Source organism: Novosphingobium sp. PY1, assembly GCF_017312445.1.
Taxonomy (GTDB): Bacteria; Pseudomonadota; Alphaproteobacteria; order Sphingomonadales; family Sphingomonadaceae; genus Novosphingobium.
The window spans coordinates 635,588-651,490 of sequence record NZ_BLTI01000004.1 but is presented as its reverse complement, the minus strand read 5'-3'; the positions used below and the strand labels follow the sequence as shown (position 1 = coordinate 651,490).

Below are 15,903 nucleotides of genomic sequence, written 5' to 3'. Positions count from 1 at the left end.
CATGCATATCATAGACAGACGCCTCAACCCACGCGGCAAGAGCCTGGTCAATCGCCAGCGTTTCCTGCGTCGCGCGCGCGATTCCGTGCGCGGTGCGGTCCGGGACTCTCTGACCTCGCGCAAGATCCGGGAAGTTGAGAGCGAAGGCGAAGTCAGCATCAAGACCGGCGGCATCAACGAACCGACTTTCCGCCGCGACAGCCACAGCGGCAACCGCGATCACGTTCTTCCCGGCAACCGGGTCTTTCGCACCGGCGACCGGATCAAGCGCCCCCCGGGCGGCAGCGGTGGCGGCGGCGACGAGGCAGGCACCGGCGATGGCGAAGACGAGTTCCGCTTCGTCCTCAGCCGCGAGGAATTCCTCGACCTGTTCCTGGAAGACCTGGAGCTCCCCGACCTCGCCAAGCGGCGGCTGACCGGCAGCGATTCCTTCGACATCCGCCGCGCAGGCTATACGACGTCGGGATCGCCTTCTTCGCTCTCGGTCCCGCGCACGATGCGCAACGCGATGTCGCGCCGGCTAGCCCTGCGGCGCCCGACCACGGCGGAGATCGAGGAGCTGGAAAAGGATATCGCCCGGCTCGAGGCAAAGACCCGCCCTACAGAGAAGGATCGCGCCACGCTCGATGCACTGCGCGAACGGCTGGTGGTTCTCAACCGGCGCCGGACGCTGATCTCCTACATCGACCCGATCGACTTGCGTTATCGCCGCTTCGAGCAGGAACGCAGGCCGATTTCCCAGGCCGTCATCTTCTGCCTGATGGACGTTTCGGGATCGATGAACGAGCACATGAAGGAGCTGGCGAAGATCTTCTTCATCCTCCTCTACCTCTTCGTCACCCGCTGCTACCGCCACGTCGAGATCGTCTTCATCCGTCACACGGATTCGGCGCAGGAGGTGGACGAGGAGACCTTCTTCTACAGCACCGAAACCGGCGGCACGCGCGTCTCTTCCGCGCTCGAGGAGATGCTGGCCGTGGTAAAGGACCGCTACTCTCCACTCGACTGGAACATCTACCTTGCGCAGGCCTCGGACGGAGACAATTTCACCCGCGACAATCCGCAGACCACGGCGCTGATGCGCGACGAGATCCTGCCAATCGTGCAATACGCGGCCTATCTCGAAGTCTCCAACCCGCCCTCCAGCGGCGTCACGGGCGAAGAACGCGCGACGAACCTGTGGCAGGCCTATGCCGAGATCGGCGGTTCCGGCGGCAAGTTCGCGATGCGCCGGGTCCATTCACGCAAGGATATCTACCCCGTGTTCCGCGACCTGTTCAGCCGCCGAAGTGCCACGGCGCGCGCCTCATGAACGCGCCTGCCTCCACCTTGCTCTACTCCGGAAGCGACTGGAACTTCGACACGCTCCAGCGCATCTACGACGCCTGCGAGACCATCGCCATCGGCGAGCTGGACCTCAACGTCTATCCCAACCGCATCGAAGTCATCACTTCGGAACAGATGCTCGATGCCTATGCCTCCACCGGCATGCCGATCTTCTACAAGCACTGGTCGTTCGGGAAGCAGTTCCTCGCCAACGACCTGCTGTACCGCAAGGGCCTGCGCGGGCTCGCCTATGAACTGGTGATCAATTCGGACCCGTGCATCAGCTACGTCATGGAAGAGAACAGCGCGACGATGCAGACGCTGGTGATCGCCCATGCCGCCTTCGGCCACAATCACTTCTTCAAGAACAACTACGTGTTCAGGCAATGGACCGATGCGGAAGGCATCCTCGACTACCTGGAGTTCGCCCGCCACTACATCGCCCGCTGCGAGGAACGCCACGGTCAGGCCGAAGTCGAGCGGGTTCTCGATTCCGCCCATGCCCTGATGCAGCAAGGCATCCACCGCTATCCGCGCGCGGCACCGCTCAACCTCAATGCCGAAAGACGGCGCGAGGAGGAACGGCGTGCCTATGAGGAATCGAACTACAACGCCTTGTGGCGCACCCTGCCCAACAAGAAGCCGACGCACCGTGAATCGCGTGACATGCGCCAGAAGTCACTCGGCCTGCCGCAGGAAAACCTACTCTACTTCCTTGAGAAGAGCGCGCCGCGCCTGCGCGGCTGGCAGCGGGAAATCCTGCGCATCGTCCGCCTGATCGCCCAGTACTTCTATCCGCAGCGCCAGACCAAGGTGATGAACGAGGGCTGCGCGGTCTGGGTCCATTACAACATTCTCAAGCGGCTTCACGAAACCGGACAGATCACCGAAGGGGCCTTCCTCGAATTCCTGCATTCGCATTCGAACGTGCTCTATCAGCCGACGTACGATTCAGGTCACTACTCGGGCCACAACCCCTACGCGCTGGGCTTCGGGATCATGGAGGACATCGAACGGATCTGCCGCGATCCCTCGGACGAGGACCGCAGGTGGTTTGCGGAATTCGCCGGCTGCGGCGACCCCCTGAACGTCCTCAAGGACGCCTGGGCCAATTACCGGGACGAAAGCTTCATCGCCCAGTTCCTCAGCCCGCACCTGATCCGGAAGTGGCGCCTGTTCAAGCTGGACGACCGCGAGAAGGACGAAGAAGTCGAGGTGGCGGCCATTCACGACGAACAGGGCTATCAGGAGATCCGGCGCACTCTGGCGCGGCACCATGACGTCGCCGGCATCGATCCCGACATCCAGATCGTCGACGTCGACTTCGACAGCGACCGCAAGCTGATGCTCGAGCACAACGTGCGCGACCGCGTCCTGCTTCAGCGCGAGGAAGCGCGGCAGGTCCTGCAGCACCTTGCCGACTTGTGGGGGTATCAGGTGATCCTCACCGAAGTTGACGCCGCTGACAGAAAGACACTTAACAGTTATGCAATCGACCCCCGCCCTGGAATATTCTACTAGGCGCGCCTTAGAAGCGATCAAATGTAGCGGTATCGGTTTCCATCGGGGCAATTGTGGCGTAACTTGCCTTTTTTAAGTTGCCGGAAAGATCGCGCAGGCGTAATGCCGCTTGAGTTCCGGCGTGTCCGCCCTCGTTCGACTTACGAGTGACGCCCGGGCGGTAATGATGGATCCGGAGGATGACGAATGGAAAGTAATCTTTCGTCGGCCGAATATATTGAGCGCGCACAGATGCACGATGGGCTTGCCAATTCCACGGCAGACCCGGAAGCCCGCAAGATGCACCGCGCAATGGCAGCCGCCTATCGACGCAAGGCTGAACGTACCGGTATCGAGATGACGGAAACGCCCATCGCACGGGGTCCCGTTCTCGAAGCGGCGATTCCCGTCGGCGCGCGCGCCTGAGCCGCCAGGCCGACCAGCTCACATAGCCTGACGCCGTGCCCGGCCACCCCGGCCGGGTTGGCGCGTGCCTTTTTCACGCCAGGCTCTGATTGGCCGAATCGGCGGATTTTGTTATTGTGCTGCATGGAAAGCGCTGGTCCGACCTGGCGCTTCGTACGGCCCCCTGCCCCCGTTTGCCGTACCAGCTATGATCAGGCCGCCCCCGCGCTTCCGCGACACGCAGGAGGACGCCATGGCCATCTCACCCAACTTACGCAAATATCTCAGGTCTTGCGGCACGAGCTACGACGAGATCCCCCACTCGCGCACGTTCGCTTCGGGTCGGGCCGCGCATGCTGCCCACGTCTCTGGCAAGAACGTGGCCAAGGGTGTGATGATGCGCGCCGGCGACGATTACGTGCTGGCGGTGCTGCCGTCCTCCCGCCATGTCGATCTCGACCGACTGGGTGCCAACCTCGGCTGCGATGTCAGGCTGCTGAGCGAAGCCGAGGCGGCCATGAGCTTTCCCGACTGCGAATTCGGCGCAATCCCGCCAATGGGCGAGGCCTATGGGCTGGACTTCGTCATCGACGACGACCTGCTCGACAGACGCCTGCACGAGGATGACGAGATCTACTTCGAGGGCGGCGACCACCGTACTCTCATCGCCATCGAAGGCACCGACTGGCTGCGCATGATGAGCGAGGCACGCCACTGCGCCTTCGCCATCTGAACCGAAGCTGTGAGGCGGCAAGGCTGCGCCACAAACGAAACGCCCCACCCTGCCGGGTCGCAGGATGGGGCGCAGGAGACCGACCGGTGACCGTCTTCGGCCACCGCTCGTATTCCTAGAACTCGGACCAGTCCGCGTCGTCAACGACCTGGGCGACGGCGGTGTTGCCCACGGTCATCGGAGCGCTTGCCCGTCGCGGTGCCGGGGTGGCCGCGCGAGCGGGGCTGGACCTGCCTTCCGATGCCTTGAACGAGACCACGCTGGCATCGCCGATACGGAACGTGCCGACGAGTTCGGCCAGGTTGTCCGCCTCGGTCGCCAGGCTGCGCGCGGCGGCGGTCGATTCCTCGACCATCGCGGCATTCTGCTGGGTGACGACGTCCATCTGGCTGATGGTGTCGTTGGTCTGGCGCAGCTTTTCCGATTGCTCGGACGAGGCATTGCTGATCCGGGTGACGACTTCGGTGGTGTTGTCGATGCGCGCAATGATCGAATCGAGCGCCTCGCCGGTGCGGCGTACCATGTCCACGCCAACCGCAACCTGCGACGAGCTGGTCTCGATCAGCGTGCGTACGTCCTTGGCCGCCTCGGCGGAGCGCTGGGCAAGCCCGCGAACCTCGTTGGCAACGACCGCGAAGCCCTTGCCCGCATCGCCCGCACGCGCCGCCTCGACGCCCGCGTTGAGGGCAAGGAGGTTGGTCTGGAAGGCAATCGAGTCGATGACGGCGATGATGTTGCCGATCTCGGCCGTCGACTTCTCGATCTGCTCCATCGCGCCAACGGCCTGGCCGACGACCTCGCCGCCACGGCGCGCTTCGTTGACCGCGGCATCGACCCCGCGATGCGCTTCGGCAGCACTCTGCGCGGTGTCCTGCAGGGCACGCGACAGTTCGCTCACCGCACCTGCGGCCGTACCGATCTCACTGGCGTGATGTTCGGTGCGCTGGGCCAGATCGTCGGAAGCCTGGCTGATTTCCATCGAACCGGTGCGGATCGCATGGGTCGAGCGCGACACCGACTGCATGGCTTCGCGCAGGCGCACCACCGTCTTGTTGAAGTCCGCACGCAGCGCGGCATAGGACGCGCCCAGTTCCGGAACTTCGATAGTGAGGTCACCGCTGGCAAGACGACCCAGGTTTTCGCCGACATGCTCGATCATGTCGCGCGCCTCTGCATCGCTGCGCTCCTTGGCCTTGACGGTATCGCGCAGGCGCGCAGCCGCACGGGCCAATTCGCCGATTTCGTCCTGACGCTCGAGATGCTCGATCTGGCCGTTGAGGCGCCCTGCTTCGATTTCAGCAATCGAATCTCGCACCGCGCCAAGTTCCTCGCTGATGCTGGTGCGGATCGCACGGGCCAACAGGTAGGAAATCAAACCGGCGCCGAAAGCGATGAGCGAGGAGAGAACCAGCACCCAGAAGGTGACGGTGCGCTGCTGCTCATTCAGCACTTCGCTGCGCTGGATCACCGGCTCACGAATCTGTTCGATCCCGTCGTCCACGGCGCTGCCCAGCTCGCCGATGCGATCGAGGCCTTCCGGCGTCGCCGGGCCCGCGGCAAAAGTGGAGGCGACCGCATCGATATAGGCATCGGCCTTCGCCTCTACGTCACCGGCATGCTTGGCTTCCTCGCCGTCGAGGTTGGCCTGTGCATTGCGGATCGACTCCTTCAGGTCTTCGGCATTGCTTTCCCAGTCCTTTTGGGTCTGCTCGGTGCCGATCGCGGCGTGACGGAACACGTCACGCTCAAGGGACGCGAAGTCCTTTTCCAACAGGGCCGCGGAAAGCGCCTGCTCGGAGGTCTTGTCGTCTTTCTTGCTGGTGGCGAGCGAAAGTCCCGATCCTACCACTATCGTTGCAATGAGGCAGAGCGAAAGCACGCCCGCCGTTATCGATTGAATCGTCAGCCTGCGGTTGATCGATTGCCGGCGCAACCAACTCGTACCCGGCCCGGAACCGAACGCCATTCCTAAATCCCTTTCTGTGGACCCGTGCAATTTGCCGTCTTCGCGGAGAGACGGCTCACATTCGGCTCTAGTCGCGACCCCGTGAAAATGGGGCTGTATGAAATCTAGGGGTTAGACCGGATCAGGCATTTCAGATTCGTAACGCTGAAATTCAGGCTTTTTCCGTCACCTGATCGACCGCTCGCACGAGGCCAAGGCCGGGATTACGGGGATTCCACGGGGCGGCGGCATGCCTGCGGCGTCCGCGATTCACTGAGCACCAGATAAACGGATTGCCAGTGCGCAGACACCTTGCCATCCGACAAAGGCTCATACTTTTACAGAGTTTGCAAAGAAGACACCGTTGCACGGCGGAGCGATACGAATCGCTGCGCCGCCACCCCCCGCGCTCAGGACGTCATAGCCACTTGTTGTCGCGGTACCATTGCGCGGTTGCCTTCAGGCCCTCGCGCGTTTCGATCTGCGGCGACCAGATCGAGGACGGAACGCGCCCCTTACTGCCGACCACCCAGTCCGGATGGCTGAAATAGGCGGCGCGGTCCGGCGTCATCTTGGCCTTGGTCCCGCGCAGGAAGTGGTCGAGCTTCGCCACCCGCTCCAGCGCCGTGCGCGACATGCCCCAGATGCGCGGACGCTTGCCCATGGCCCAGCCGATGGCGAGGCCCATCTCGTGGTGCTCCCAGCCATCCTGCTTGCCGTCATCGGGTTCGAACAGCTTGCCGGTCACTTCTTCACCGCCGGGAACAAGCGCCACGAGCAGGCGAGCAAGGTCCTCGACGTGGATCATCGAGGCGCGTCCCGCCGAAGGCATCGGAAGCACGCCCCAGCGCGCCGCCCGGAAGAGTTCGAACATCTCCCTGTCGCGCGGCCCGTAGATCGCGGGAGGGCGCACTATCGTCCAGTCCAGCGGGCTTGCCCGGACCAGCTTCTCCGCCCGCGCCTTCGACGCTCCATAAGCCGATAGCTTCGGTTCGCGCGCGCTCAGCGACGAGACATAGACGAAGCGCGGGATCCCCTTGGCCACGACCGTCTCGATGAGGTTGAGCGTGCCGGTGACGTTGCCTAGCTCGAACCCTTCGGCATCGGGGGCATTGACGACGCCCGCCACGTGGATCGTCGCCTCGACGCCGCGCGTCAGTTCGGAAAGCGAGGCGGTGTCCGACAACTCGCCCCTGATCCAGCGCACGTGCTGGCGCGGTGCCTGCTCGCGCCGGGTGAGTGCTACGACCTCGTAACCCTGGGCTGTCGCTGCATCGAGCACTGCCTGCCCGACGAAACCGGTCGCGCCGGTCAGCGCAACCAGAGGCCGCTGTTCGAATGCACTTGCGGTCATTTCAGCACCAGCTGGTCGCGATGGACCACGGAGGAACGCGGCGCATAGCCGAGAATGTCGGCCTGCTCGCTCGAATGATGGCCGCGGATCTGCTCACATTCGGCCGCGTCGTATTCCGACAGGCCGTGGGCCAGAACCCGGCCCTGCCCGTCCTCGATCGCCACCGGATCGCCGCGCAGGAAAGCGCCGCTCACCCCGGTGATGCCCTTGGCGAGCAGGCTCGATCCGCGCAGCAGCGCCGCCGCCGCGCCATCGTCGACGATGATGCTGCCCTTGAGGCGCAGGCGACCGCCCAGCCAGGCCTTGCGCGCGCCGGCCTTGCGCCGCGGCAGGAACAGCGTGCCCACGCCTTCGTCGACAATCCGCGCCACCGGTCGGTCATGCTGCCCGTTGCCGATGACCAATGCGATCCCGGCCAGTTCGGCGATCTCGGCCGCCTGCAGCTTCGAGATCATGCCGCCCGAGCCCATGCCGGAATTCGATTCCGCGCTGGCCATGGCGTGGACTTCGGCCGTCACGCCCTCCACCACCGGGATCATCTTCGCGCCCGGCTCCTTCGGGTGGCGATCGTACAGGCCATCGATGTCGGAGAGCAGCAGGACTGCACTTGCCTGCGCCGCCTGCGCCACGCGCGCGGCGAGGCGGTCGTTGTCACCGAAGCGGATCTCGTTGGTGGCGACCGAATCGTTCTCGTTGATCACCGGCACCGCCCCGGCATCCAGCAGGCGCGTGAGCGTGGCGGTGACGTTGAGATAACGGCGGCGATCCTCAAGGTCCTCCAGCGTCAGCAGCATCTGCGCGGCAGTGAGGCCATGGCTGCCGAGCAGTTCGGCCCATAGCCCCGAAAGCGCGATCTGCCCGACCGCAGCCGCGGCCTGCGCGTCGGCCAGCGAGCCGCGACCGCCCTTGTCGAGGCCCAGCGTCGCCGCACCCAGCGCGATCGCGCCCGAGGAAACAACGATCACCTGCTGGCCACGCGCGCGCGCCGCGGCGATTTCGGCGACGAGGCCCGTCAGCCATTCGCGCCGCACGCCTTGCTTCCCGACAAGCAGCGCCGATCCCACCTTGAGAACGAGGCGAGGCGCATGGGACTTGTCTGAAAGATCGAACAGGCGGGAAATGGGCATCGGAGCCGAGCCTCTAGGAGAATTGCGGCGCCCTGAAAAGCGTCCGCTTGCAATCAGGTACGCGGATCGTCCTGTTTGAGCAACGGATGGAAGTAAAGGCCCATCCTCAAAGCTCGCGGTACATCACAAGGGCATCGACCAGCCCCTGCCGGGGATGGGCGAAGGCGCGCGGAAGGCGGCCGACCGTCTCGAAACCCAACGAATGCCAAAGGCCGACGGCGCGCACATTGGTGCTCACCACGAAATTGAACTGCATCGCACGGAAGCCCTGCTCGCGTGCATGGGCGAGCGAGTGCTCACACATGCGGCGCGCCACGCCCCTGCCGCTCGCCGAGGCCCGCGTCATGTAGCCGCAATTGCAGACATGCCCGCCGCCGCCGGCCTGGTTGGCGCGAAAGTAGTAGGTCCCGAGGATTTCGCCGCCTTGCTCGGCAACGAAGGTCTGCCGGTCCGGCCCCATCCAGTAGGCCAGCGCAGCCTCCCGCGTCATGTGCGCTTCGAGCGCGTAAGTCTCTCCGGCAGCGATAACCGGCAGGATGATCTGCGCGATCGCATCCGCATCACCGGGCACCGCCCGCCTGAGCGTCAAGTGCCCATCGGTCAGATCGGCGACCAGGGCTTTTCCTCGGACTCTTCCTGCTCGCCTTCGGGACGTTCGGTGACAGTCGCGGCAGGCAGGTACTCGATCACCGCGTCGAGCAGCTTCGACATGCCCTTGCCGGTCGCGCCGGAAATCGGGAAGACCTCGTCGGCGCCGCCCTTGAGCAGCTCCCTGGCGTATTCCCGCGCCAGTTCGTCATCGACCAGGTCGATCTTGTTTAGGGCCACGAGGCGCGGCTTGTCCTCGAGCCCGCCTCCGTAGGCCTCCAGCTCTTCCTCCACGACCTGCATCGCCTCGACCGGGTCGGTGCTGGAAATGTCGATGAGGTGGACGAGCACACGGCAGCGCTCGATGTGGCCGAGAAAACGGTCGCCGATCCCGGCGCCGTCGGCAGCGCCCGCGATCAGGCCCGGAATGTCGGCCAGCACGAATTCGCGGTGCTTGTGGGTGACCACGCCCAGCTGCGGCCGCAGCGTGGTGAAGGCATAGTCGCCGACCTTGGCCTTGGTGTTCGACAGCTTGTTGATGAAGGTCGACTTGCCTGCATTGGGCATGCCGACCAGGCCGACATCGGCCAGAAGCTTGAGGCGCAGCCAGACCCACAGCTCTTCGGCCGGGATGCCGGGCTGGTGCTGGCGCGGGGCGCGGTTGGTGCTGGTCTTGTAGCTGGCGTTGCCCCGGCCGCCCATGCCGCCTTCGAGCAGGGTCACGCGCTGGCCCGCCTCGGTCAGGTCGGCCAGCACCGTCTCGCGATCCTCGTCGGCAATGATCTGCGTGCCGACCGGAACCTTGACCACCAGGTCCTTGCCGGCCGCGCCATTGCGGTTCTTGCCCATGCCATGGCCGCCGCGCGGGGCCTTGAAGTGCTGGGTGTAGCGAAAGTCGATCAGCGTGTTGAGGCCGGCAACCGCTTCGAAGATGACGTCGCCGCCCTTGCCGCCGTTGCCGCCGTCGGGGCCGCCGTACTCAACGTACTTTTCGCGCCGGAAGCTGACCGCACCCGGGCCGCCTGCGCCCGAACGGATGTAGATCTTGGCCTGGTCGAGAAAATGCATCGTGGTTTCCGGCGGTCTCGCTCGTGGGTCCGTTCACGCAAGGAACAGCCCTGCCCGAACAATGCCGGTGATGGACCAAGCCAATCCGGCACTCAAACAAAAAACCCGGCCGCGCCCGACCGGGTGAGATCCGGAAGCCTTCCGGACCAGCGCAAATCTTCAATTACTGGTGGAGCCGAGGGGGATCGAACCCCTGACCTCGTCATTGCGAACGACGCGCTCTCCCAGCTGAGCTACGGCCCCGTTCCAGCAATCGCGCATAGCGGACTGCCGCCACGCGAGCGGCTCCCTTAGCGAAGAGAACCCGACCATGAAAGAGCAAAAATGCGCGAGGCGGATTTTCCGCCCACCTCGCGCATTCCCGCAATCAGGTTACTGCTGCAGCACTTGCGAGCCAGCCTGCGCCTGCTGCTCGAAAGTGGGGCGCACGGTAATATTGCCATTGCCGTAGCGCGCTTCCCATGCGGCCAGATCGGCCCGGTACTGCTCGTAGCTGTCGAAGAACGACTTGAACGGCGCTTCCATCTTGGCAAGGCCGGTATAGGCGTAAGTCTCGAACTGGCTCGGGTCCACGGTTTCCAGCTCGGTCGTCAGGTCCATGGCCGCCTGGCAGAAGTTGGCATCGACCGGCGGCAGCGAGAAGAAATTGTAGACCTGCGTCTGGTAGCTTTCACGCGCCTTGATCGCTTCACGCCCCTTGTGCTGGGTCTGGAAGCTTCGATCGATCTCGCGGTTCGCGGTATTGAGCGGCTTTGCGTAGACCTTGAGGAAGCGCTTGTAGCCTTCGAGGATCGGCAGGTACTGCGCTTCGACGCAATTGAGTGCGGCCACGTTGTAGGCCGAACGCAGGTTCCACACCGCCTGAGGCGTCGAGATTCCCGAGTTCACCGTATGGCGCACGCCGTTCGCGTCGGCAGCCGGAACCGTCATGTGCTCCGGCGCGCCCATCGGCGGCGTCGGCTTGGGCGGGATGACCACGACCGGTGGCGGTGGCGGCGGCGGTGGCGGCGGGGTCGAGCAGCCGGAAAGGACTGCGATCGTTACGGCCAGGACCGAGCCGGCCAGCAACGGCACGCGGCGAGCAAGTCCTTTCATCTTGTGGTCTTCCACCCTGTAAAACTCCATCAGAACGGCCGGAATCCTATCTCCAGCCCGCGGCAAAAGAAATGCCCGGTGCGACGAACCGCACCGGGCATGATAGCAATGCCTGCCTGGACTGTGGATTACTCGCCCCGCAAGCGGGACGAACCGCCATGTCCGCCTGGATCAGTCCCTCTGGCCGAGGAACGAGAGCAGGAACTGGAACATGTTGATGAAGTCCAGGTAGAGGCTCAACGCACCGAGCACGACCGCCTTGCCGATGAATTCAGTCCCACGCAGTTGGTAGTACTGGTTCTTCAGCATCTGGGTGTCGTAGGCAGTCAGGCCGGCGAAGATCAGCACGCCGAGGACCGAAATCGCCAGCTGCAGCACCGTCGACCCGACGAACAGGTTGATCACCATCGCAACGAGGATGCCAACCACGCCCATGATCAGGAACGTGCCGAAGCCCGAAAGATCCTTCTTCGTGGTATAGCCGAAGAGGCTGAGACCAGCGAAGGCAGCCGCGGTCGCGAAGAACGTCGTCGCGATCGAGCTGGCGGTGAAGACCAGGAAGATCGCCGAGAGCGAAAGACCCATGACCACGCAGAAGCCCCAGTAGAGCATCTGCAGCGTCGAGGTCTTCATCCTGTTCACGCCGAAGTTCATGGCCATGACGAAGCCGAGCGGTGCCAGCATGACTACCCACTTGAGCGGGCTCGACAGCAATTGCACGGCCATGCCGGACGAAGCGAAAAGCATCGCCACGATCCCCGACAGCAGAACGCCGGAAGCCATGTAGTTGTAGATCGAAAGCATGTGACGGCGCAGGCCCATGTCATAGGTGGCCTGGCCAGCCGTGCGTCCGTCAAGGCTCGGAGACGCACCGAAGCCCGAGCGGGGCTGGGGGTCGTTCCAATTCGCCATTTCTAACTCCCTTTCCCGGCGCGCGCACAATGCCGTGGCCGGTTACACAATGAATATCGGCGCCCGGGGCCCATTATTCAAGAAAAACCGGACGCCGCGGATTGTGTCAAAGTGTATCGATCGGAGATGCAAGCCCCGGCATCGCTCAAGCCTTGCGCGCTTCGGCCGCCATTTCAGCATTGCGGTCGCGCGATGCTTCCATGGCCGAGGCGATCACCCTGGCCAGCGCCTCGTCAGCATCGAGCACGTTCATGCCCGCCCGGGTCGAGCCACCCGGGCTCGCCACCATGTCGGCCAGCTCGCCCGGCGAGACCGGCGGCTGAGCCGCAGCCTGCCCGGCGGCAAGCTGCGCGGCGCCTTCTACCATCGCGATCGCGAGGCGCTGGGACTGCCTCGCATCGAGGCCCAGGGCAGTCGCCCCTGCCGCGAGGGAGTCGATGAAGCGATAAACGAAGGCCGGACCACAACCTGCAAGCGCGGTCACGGCGTCGAACAGCTCTTCTCCTGCCAGCCATTCCGGCGTGCCAAGCGGCTGCATGAACGCCGTGACGGCATCGCGCCCCTGGTCGTCGAGCCCGCGGGAATCGAGGGCGATGGGCGACTTGCCGATGGCCGCCGCAAGGTTCGGCATGATCCGCACAATCGCACCCGCATCGGGAAAGCGCGCGGCAAGGCTGTCGAACTCGACGCCGGCAAGAATGGAAAAGAGCACCGTCTGCGCGCCGACCGAGGGCGCCAGCGAGGGGGCAAGATCGTCGAGGCCCTGGGGTTTTACCCCCAGCATCACGGCATCGAAGCGCCCCTCCGGCAGCTCGCGCAGCAGGGTCACGCCTTGCGGCACGGCCTTGCGATAGGGATCGACAACCGTGAAGCGCGAGGCCGGGATACCGCCTGCCAGCCATCCGTCGAGCATGGCACCGGCCATGTTGCCGCAGCCAACCAGCAGGATGTTCTGAAAGCGTTCCATGTCTTCTCCTGTAGGGAACGGCTTGAATTGCCGCTTCAACTAGGCGCGCTCCCAATTCCTGCCAAGGCCCAAAGCGCGGTTTTCAAGCGGACCATCCCGATCCGCCGTTATCAACCGATCAGGCTTCTCCGGCCGCGTCGACGAGCGCTGCCGCAAGCGCTTCGGAGGGGGTCTTGTCGCCCCACAGGATGAACTGGAAGACCGGATAGAAGCGATCGCACTCCTCGATCGCCGCCTCGACCACCATCTGCGCCTGCCCGGGGCCGAGCAGGCCGTCCTCGCCCAGCATCAGGCCGTGGCGGTAGAGCACGACGCTGCCGTTGGACCAGACATCGAAATGGCCGACCCAAAGCTGTTCGTTGATCATCGCCAGTGCCTCGTAAACCGCTGCGCGCTTGGCATCGGTCACCCGGATGTCGGGCAGGCACAGGAGCTGGAGCACCCGGTCCTCGCGGCGCCAGACCGCCTGGATCTGGTAGGTCGCCCAGCTCCCTTTCACTTCCGCCGAGATCTCGTCGTCGGAGGTGTGTTCGAATGGCCAGTCGCGGGCTTCGAAAAGGCAGGCGAGCATCTCCACCGGAGCGGCTTCGTCCTCACTGCCCATCTCGTCCTGCACCGTTCTCATAAATCCTGACATTCATCCTCCGAGATATCTGGAGCATGGATGTCTTGCTTGCCCGGGGCAGCACAATGCGGGAGACCGAAACGCCTGCGCAAAACTGCACAAGCCTGTTTACATGATGTGGATAAGGCTAAACCGAAGATTAACGGCACCTACCAACCATCCGGAAAATTACTTCGCCTGATCGGTGTTTAGTTTACCCCGAACACCATCACTTGGCCGGCAATTCGTCCACGACCTGGCCTGCCGGACTCGTCCAGGGCAAGGCATTCGCGACGTCTGCCTTGCGGACATCGGCAGCGAACTCGTTCGCCGCCTTGCTGGTCTCGAACGGACCGACGAGGATGCGGTTGGTCCGGCCCATTTCGCTGACATAAGGCTTGCGCCCCTTGAACAGCTCCGGCGTCTCACGCAGATGGCGCCGCCAGTCGAAGGCGATGGCGCTCTTGTCGCGGCCGACGCCGATCTGCACCCAGATCCGGCTCGGATGCGCCGGCGGAGGCGGCGGCGCCGGCTTCTCCGGCTTGGGAGCAGGCTTCGGCTCTTCCTTGGGCTTGGGCTTGGCCGGAATGATCTTGCGGATATCGACTGCGCCGGAGGCGGGCATGGCCTGCGCCGTAGGCTTGCCCAGATCGGCGAAGATCTCCGAAAGCGAAAGCTGGCTTGGCCCCGGCTCAGGCGGCGCTTCCGCCACTGGTCTGGATGTCAGGGACGAAGCGGAAGTGGCAACGACAGGCACAGACGAAGGACTGGCAGGCGGCGGTGGCGATGCCGAACCGCCGATCCTGGCCAAATCGAAGTTGCCCGACGTCGAAGCCGCAGGCCGCGGCGGCGGCGTGGTCACGGGTGCCGGTGCAGGTGCCTCAGCGGACGCACGAACCGGTGCCGGAGTGGGTGCCGGAGTGGGCGCGGCGCGGGCCATGCTTGCTGCTGTTGCCGCCTGACGCGCCGAACCCGCGTTCACCGGCGGCAGTTCGCCATTGGCATCGCGCGGCGGCAACTCACCCATTTCGCGCTCGATCGCCGGTTTGGGATCCGGCGGCGCAACGCGGTCCGCCGAGGCCGAGGCGAGCGCGGCCTTGCGCCGGTTCTCGTTGACTTCGGCCTCGCGCCTGACCTGTTCGGCCTGTGCTTTGGCGGCCTTCTGCCGGCTCGCCTTGTCCGAATAGGCTGGCGCCTGCGCCATGGCGGCGGCTGGCATCGCGGCAGCCAGCTGCACCGGTTTGTAGGAAGCGATGCGCGGATCGTCGCGGCCGATTTCCGATGCCTTGGGGAATTTTCCGAGGTTGGCCGCCGCAGCCTGCTGGGCCTTGGTCAGGCGCGGCATGTAGCGCAAGTACGGCGCCACGTTCTGTGCCAGGGGCGCAGGCAGGATACGGTTCGCAAGGTCGACCGCCTCCTTGGTGTCGCCGACGATTGCCAGCGTGAAGGCACGGGTGCGCCAACCCGGCTTGTCCTGCTTGCGCAGCAACGGCATCAGCGTCTGCTGCGCCGCCTCGACGTCGCCCGCGATGGCCTGGCTGACGGCATAGCGCAGCCGCGCCTCGTCGTCGCCCGAACCATTGAGCGCGCCGATGTAGTAGCGCTGGGCCGTCGCATTGTCGCCGACGAGGTCGAAGGCAAGGCCGCGGTCGGAGGCGATGTCGCTGGCTCTGGCCCCTGCCCGCTCTGCCTCGGCAAAGACCGGAATAGCCGCGACCGGATCGCCGCTCAGGACCAGCGCGCTCGCCAGGCCCGACTTGATCCGTGCATTGTTCGGAGAAAGGTCTTCCGCGCGGCGATAGAAGCCGATCGAGGCGTCATAGTCACCCAGCGCGCGCGCGGCATCGGCGGCATCCATCAGCGCGTTGACGTCGCGCGGGTCACGGCCGAGCCGGGTCAGCGCATCGCTGAGCTTCTGGGGATCGACGCTGGGGATCGCCTGGACGATGGGCCGTGAAACGACCGGGGCACTCTGGGCCGATGCGGCGGCGGGAACAAACGAGAAGGCGGCGAGGCCCACGCCTGCCAGGAACCGCGAAACCCTCAGCTCAAACCGCAAGATCCTGAATACCTCTATCGCGACGGCAAGAAACGCGTTCGCGCACTGTCGAATAGCGTGCTTATGCGCCGTCAAATGAAAAGCCGGGCCGCCCTATGCCGTCCCGTCGATTAACCTGCAGCGAACGGACCGCCGACACAATCGCGCAGAGCGACAGACGGTGCCGGGAATGGCGCAAGAAGCTGAGGCGGCAACTGCAGTCACCGCCCCTGGCCTTGTG

14 protein-coding genes and 1 tRNA gene are annotated in these 15,903 nt (G+C 64.6%); 4 read left to right on the top strand and 11 right to left on the bottom strand.

What is annotated here, in order from left to right:
• The first annotated feature begins 1 nt into the window (after position 1).
• The 4 genes from J3474_RS07100 (at position 2) to J3474_RS07085 (ending at position 3,964) form a co-directional block, all read left to right on the top strand.
• Positions 2–1,312, top strand: coding sequence for a YeaH/YhbH family protein (locus J3474_RS07100; RefSeq protein WP_013832119.1), 1,311 nt, complete (start codon positions 2–4; stop codon positions 1,310–1,312).
• Positions 1,309–2,847, top strand: coding sequence for a SpoVR family protein (locus tag J3474_RS07095; protein WP_207093529.1), 1,539 nt, complete (start codon positions 1,309–1,311; stop codon positions 2,845–2,847). The genes J3474_RS07100 and J3474_RS07095 overlap by 4 nt, the downstream gene beginning before the upstream one ends.
• A gap of 186 nt (positions 2,848–3,033) precedes the next feature.
• The gene (locus J3474_RS07090; RefSeq protein ID WP_007012043.1) at positions 3,034–3,252 is read left to right on the top strand and encodes a hypothetical protein; all 219 of its coding nucleotides are present in this window, start codon (positions 3,034–3,036) and stop codon (positions 3,250–3,252) included.
• Positions 3,253–3,439: 187 nt separating this feature from the next.
• Positions 3,440–3,964, top strand: coding sequence for an aminoacyl-tRNA deacylase (locus J3474_RS07085; RefSeq protein WP_242528227.1), 525 nt, complete (start codon positions 3,440–3,442; stop codon positions 3,962–3,964).
• Positions 3,965–4,079: 115 nt separating this feature from the next.
• On the opposite strand, the gene J3474_RS07080 is transcribed toward J3474_RS07085, so the two are convergent.
• The 11 genes from J3474_RS07080 to J3474_RS22950 form a co-directional block, all read right to left on the bottom strand.
• Complete coding sequence (locus J3474_RS07080; protein ID WP_207093528.1) at positions 4,080–5,930, bottom strand: methyl-accepting chemotaxis protein; 1,851 nt, start codon at positions 5,928–5,930, stop codon at positions 4,080–4,082.
• A 397-nt stretch (positions 5,931–6,327) separates the two neighbouring features.
• The gene (locus tag J3474_RS07075; RefSeq protein ID WP_207093527.1) at positions 6,328–7,263 is read right to left on the bottom strand and encodes an NAD(P)-dependent oxidoreductase; all 936 of its coding nucleotides are present in this window, start codon (positions 7,261–7,263) and stop codon (positions 6,328–6,330) included.
• Positions 7,260–8,390 (bottom strand): glutamate 5-kinase, encoded by a 1,131-nt coding sequence (gene proB / locus J3474_RS07070; RefSeq protein WP_013832114.1) that lies wholly within the window; start codon positions 8,388–8,390, stop codon positions 7,260–7,262. The genes J3474_RS07075 and proB overlap by 4 nt, the downstream gene beginning before the upstream one ends.
• A 106-nt stretch (positions 8,391–8,496) precedes the next feature.
• On the bottom strand, positions 8,497–8,979 hold the full coding sequence (locus J3474_RS07065; RefSeq protein ID WP_376706514.1) for a GNAT family N-acetyltransferase: 483 nt from the start codon (positions 8,977–8,979) through the stop codon (positions 8,497–8,499).
• A gap of 11 nt (positions 8,980–8,990) precedes the next feature.
• Positions 8,991–10,046, bottom strand: coding sequence for a GTPase ObgE (gene obgE / locus J3474_RS07060; RefSeq protein WP_207093525.1), 1,056 nt, complete (start codon positions 10,044–10,046; stop codon positions 8,991–8,993).
• Between the two features lie 167 nt (positions 10,047–10,213).
• Positions 10,214–10,289: transfer RNA gene (locus J3474_RS07055), tRNA-Ala, on the bottom strand.
• A gap of 129 nt (positions 10,290–10,418) precedes the next feature.
• Positions 10,419–11,171 (bottom strand): hypothetical protein, encoded by a 753-nt coding sequence (locus tag J3474_RS07050; RefSeq protein WP_242528226.1) that lies wholly within the window; start codon positions 11,169–11,171, stop codon positions 10,419–10,421.
• 141 nt (positions 11,172–11,312) lie between these two features.
• The gene (locus J3474_RS07045; RefSeq protein ID WP_007012052.1) at positions 11,313–12,053 is read right to left on the bottom strand and encodes a Bax inhibitor-1/YccA family protein; all 741 of its coding nucleotides are present in this window, start codon (positions 12,051–12,053) and stop codon (positions 11,313–11,315) included.
• A 145-nt stretch (positions 12,054–12,198) separates the two neighbouring features.
• Complete coding sequence (locus J3474_RS07040; protein WP_207093524.1) at positions 12,199–13,020, bottom strand: pyrroline-5-carboxylate reductase; 822 nt, start codon at positions 13,018–13,020, stop codon at positions 12,199–12,201.
• Between the two features lie 118 nt (positions 13,021–13,138).
• A complete protein-coding gene (locus tag J3474_RS07035; protein ID WP_138921304.1) occupies positions 13,139–13,657 on the bottom strand; it encodes a YbjN domain-containing protein in 519 nt (172 codons plus the stop codon).
• 196 nt (positions 13,658–13,853) lie between these two features.
• Positions 13,854–15,683, bottom strand: coding sequence for a tetratricopeptide repeat protein (locus J3474_RS22950; RefSeq protein ID WP_305798458.1), 1,830 nt, complete (start codon positions 15,681–15,683; stop codon positions 13,854–13,856).
• Between the last annotated feature and the right edge of the window lie 220 nt (positions 15,684–15,903).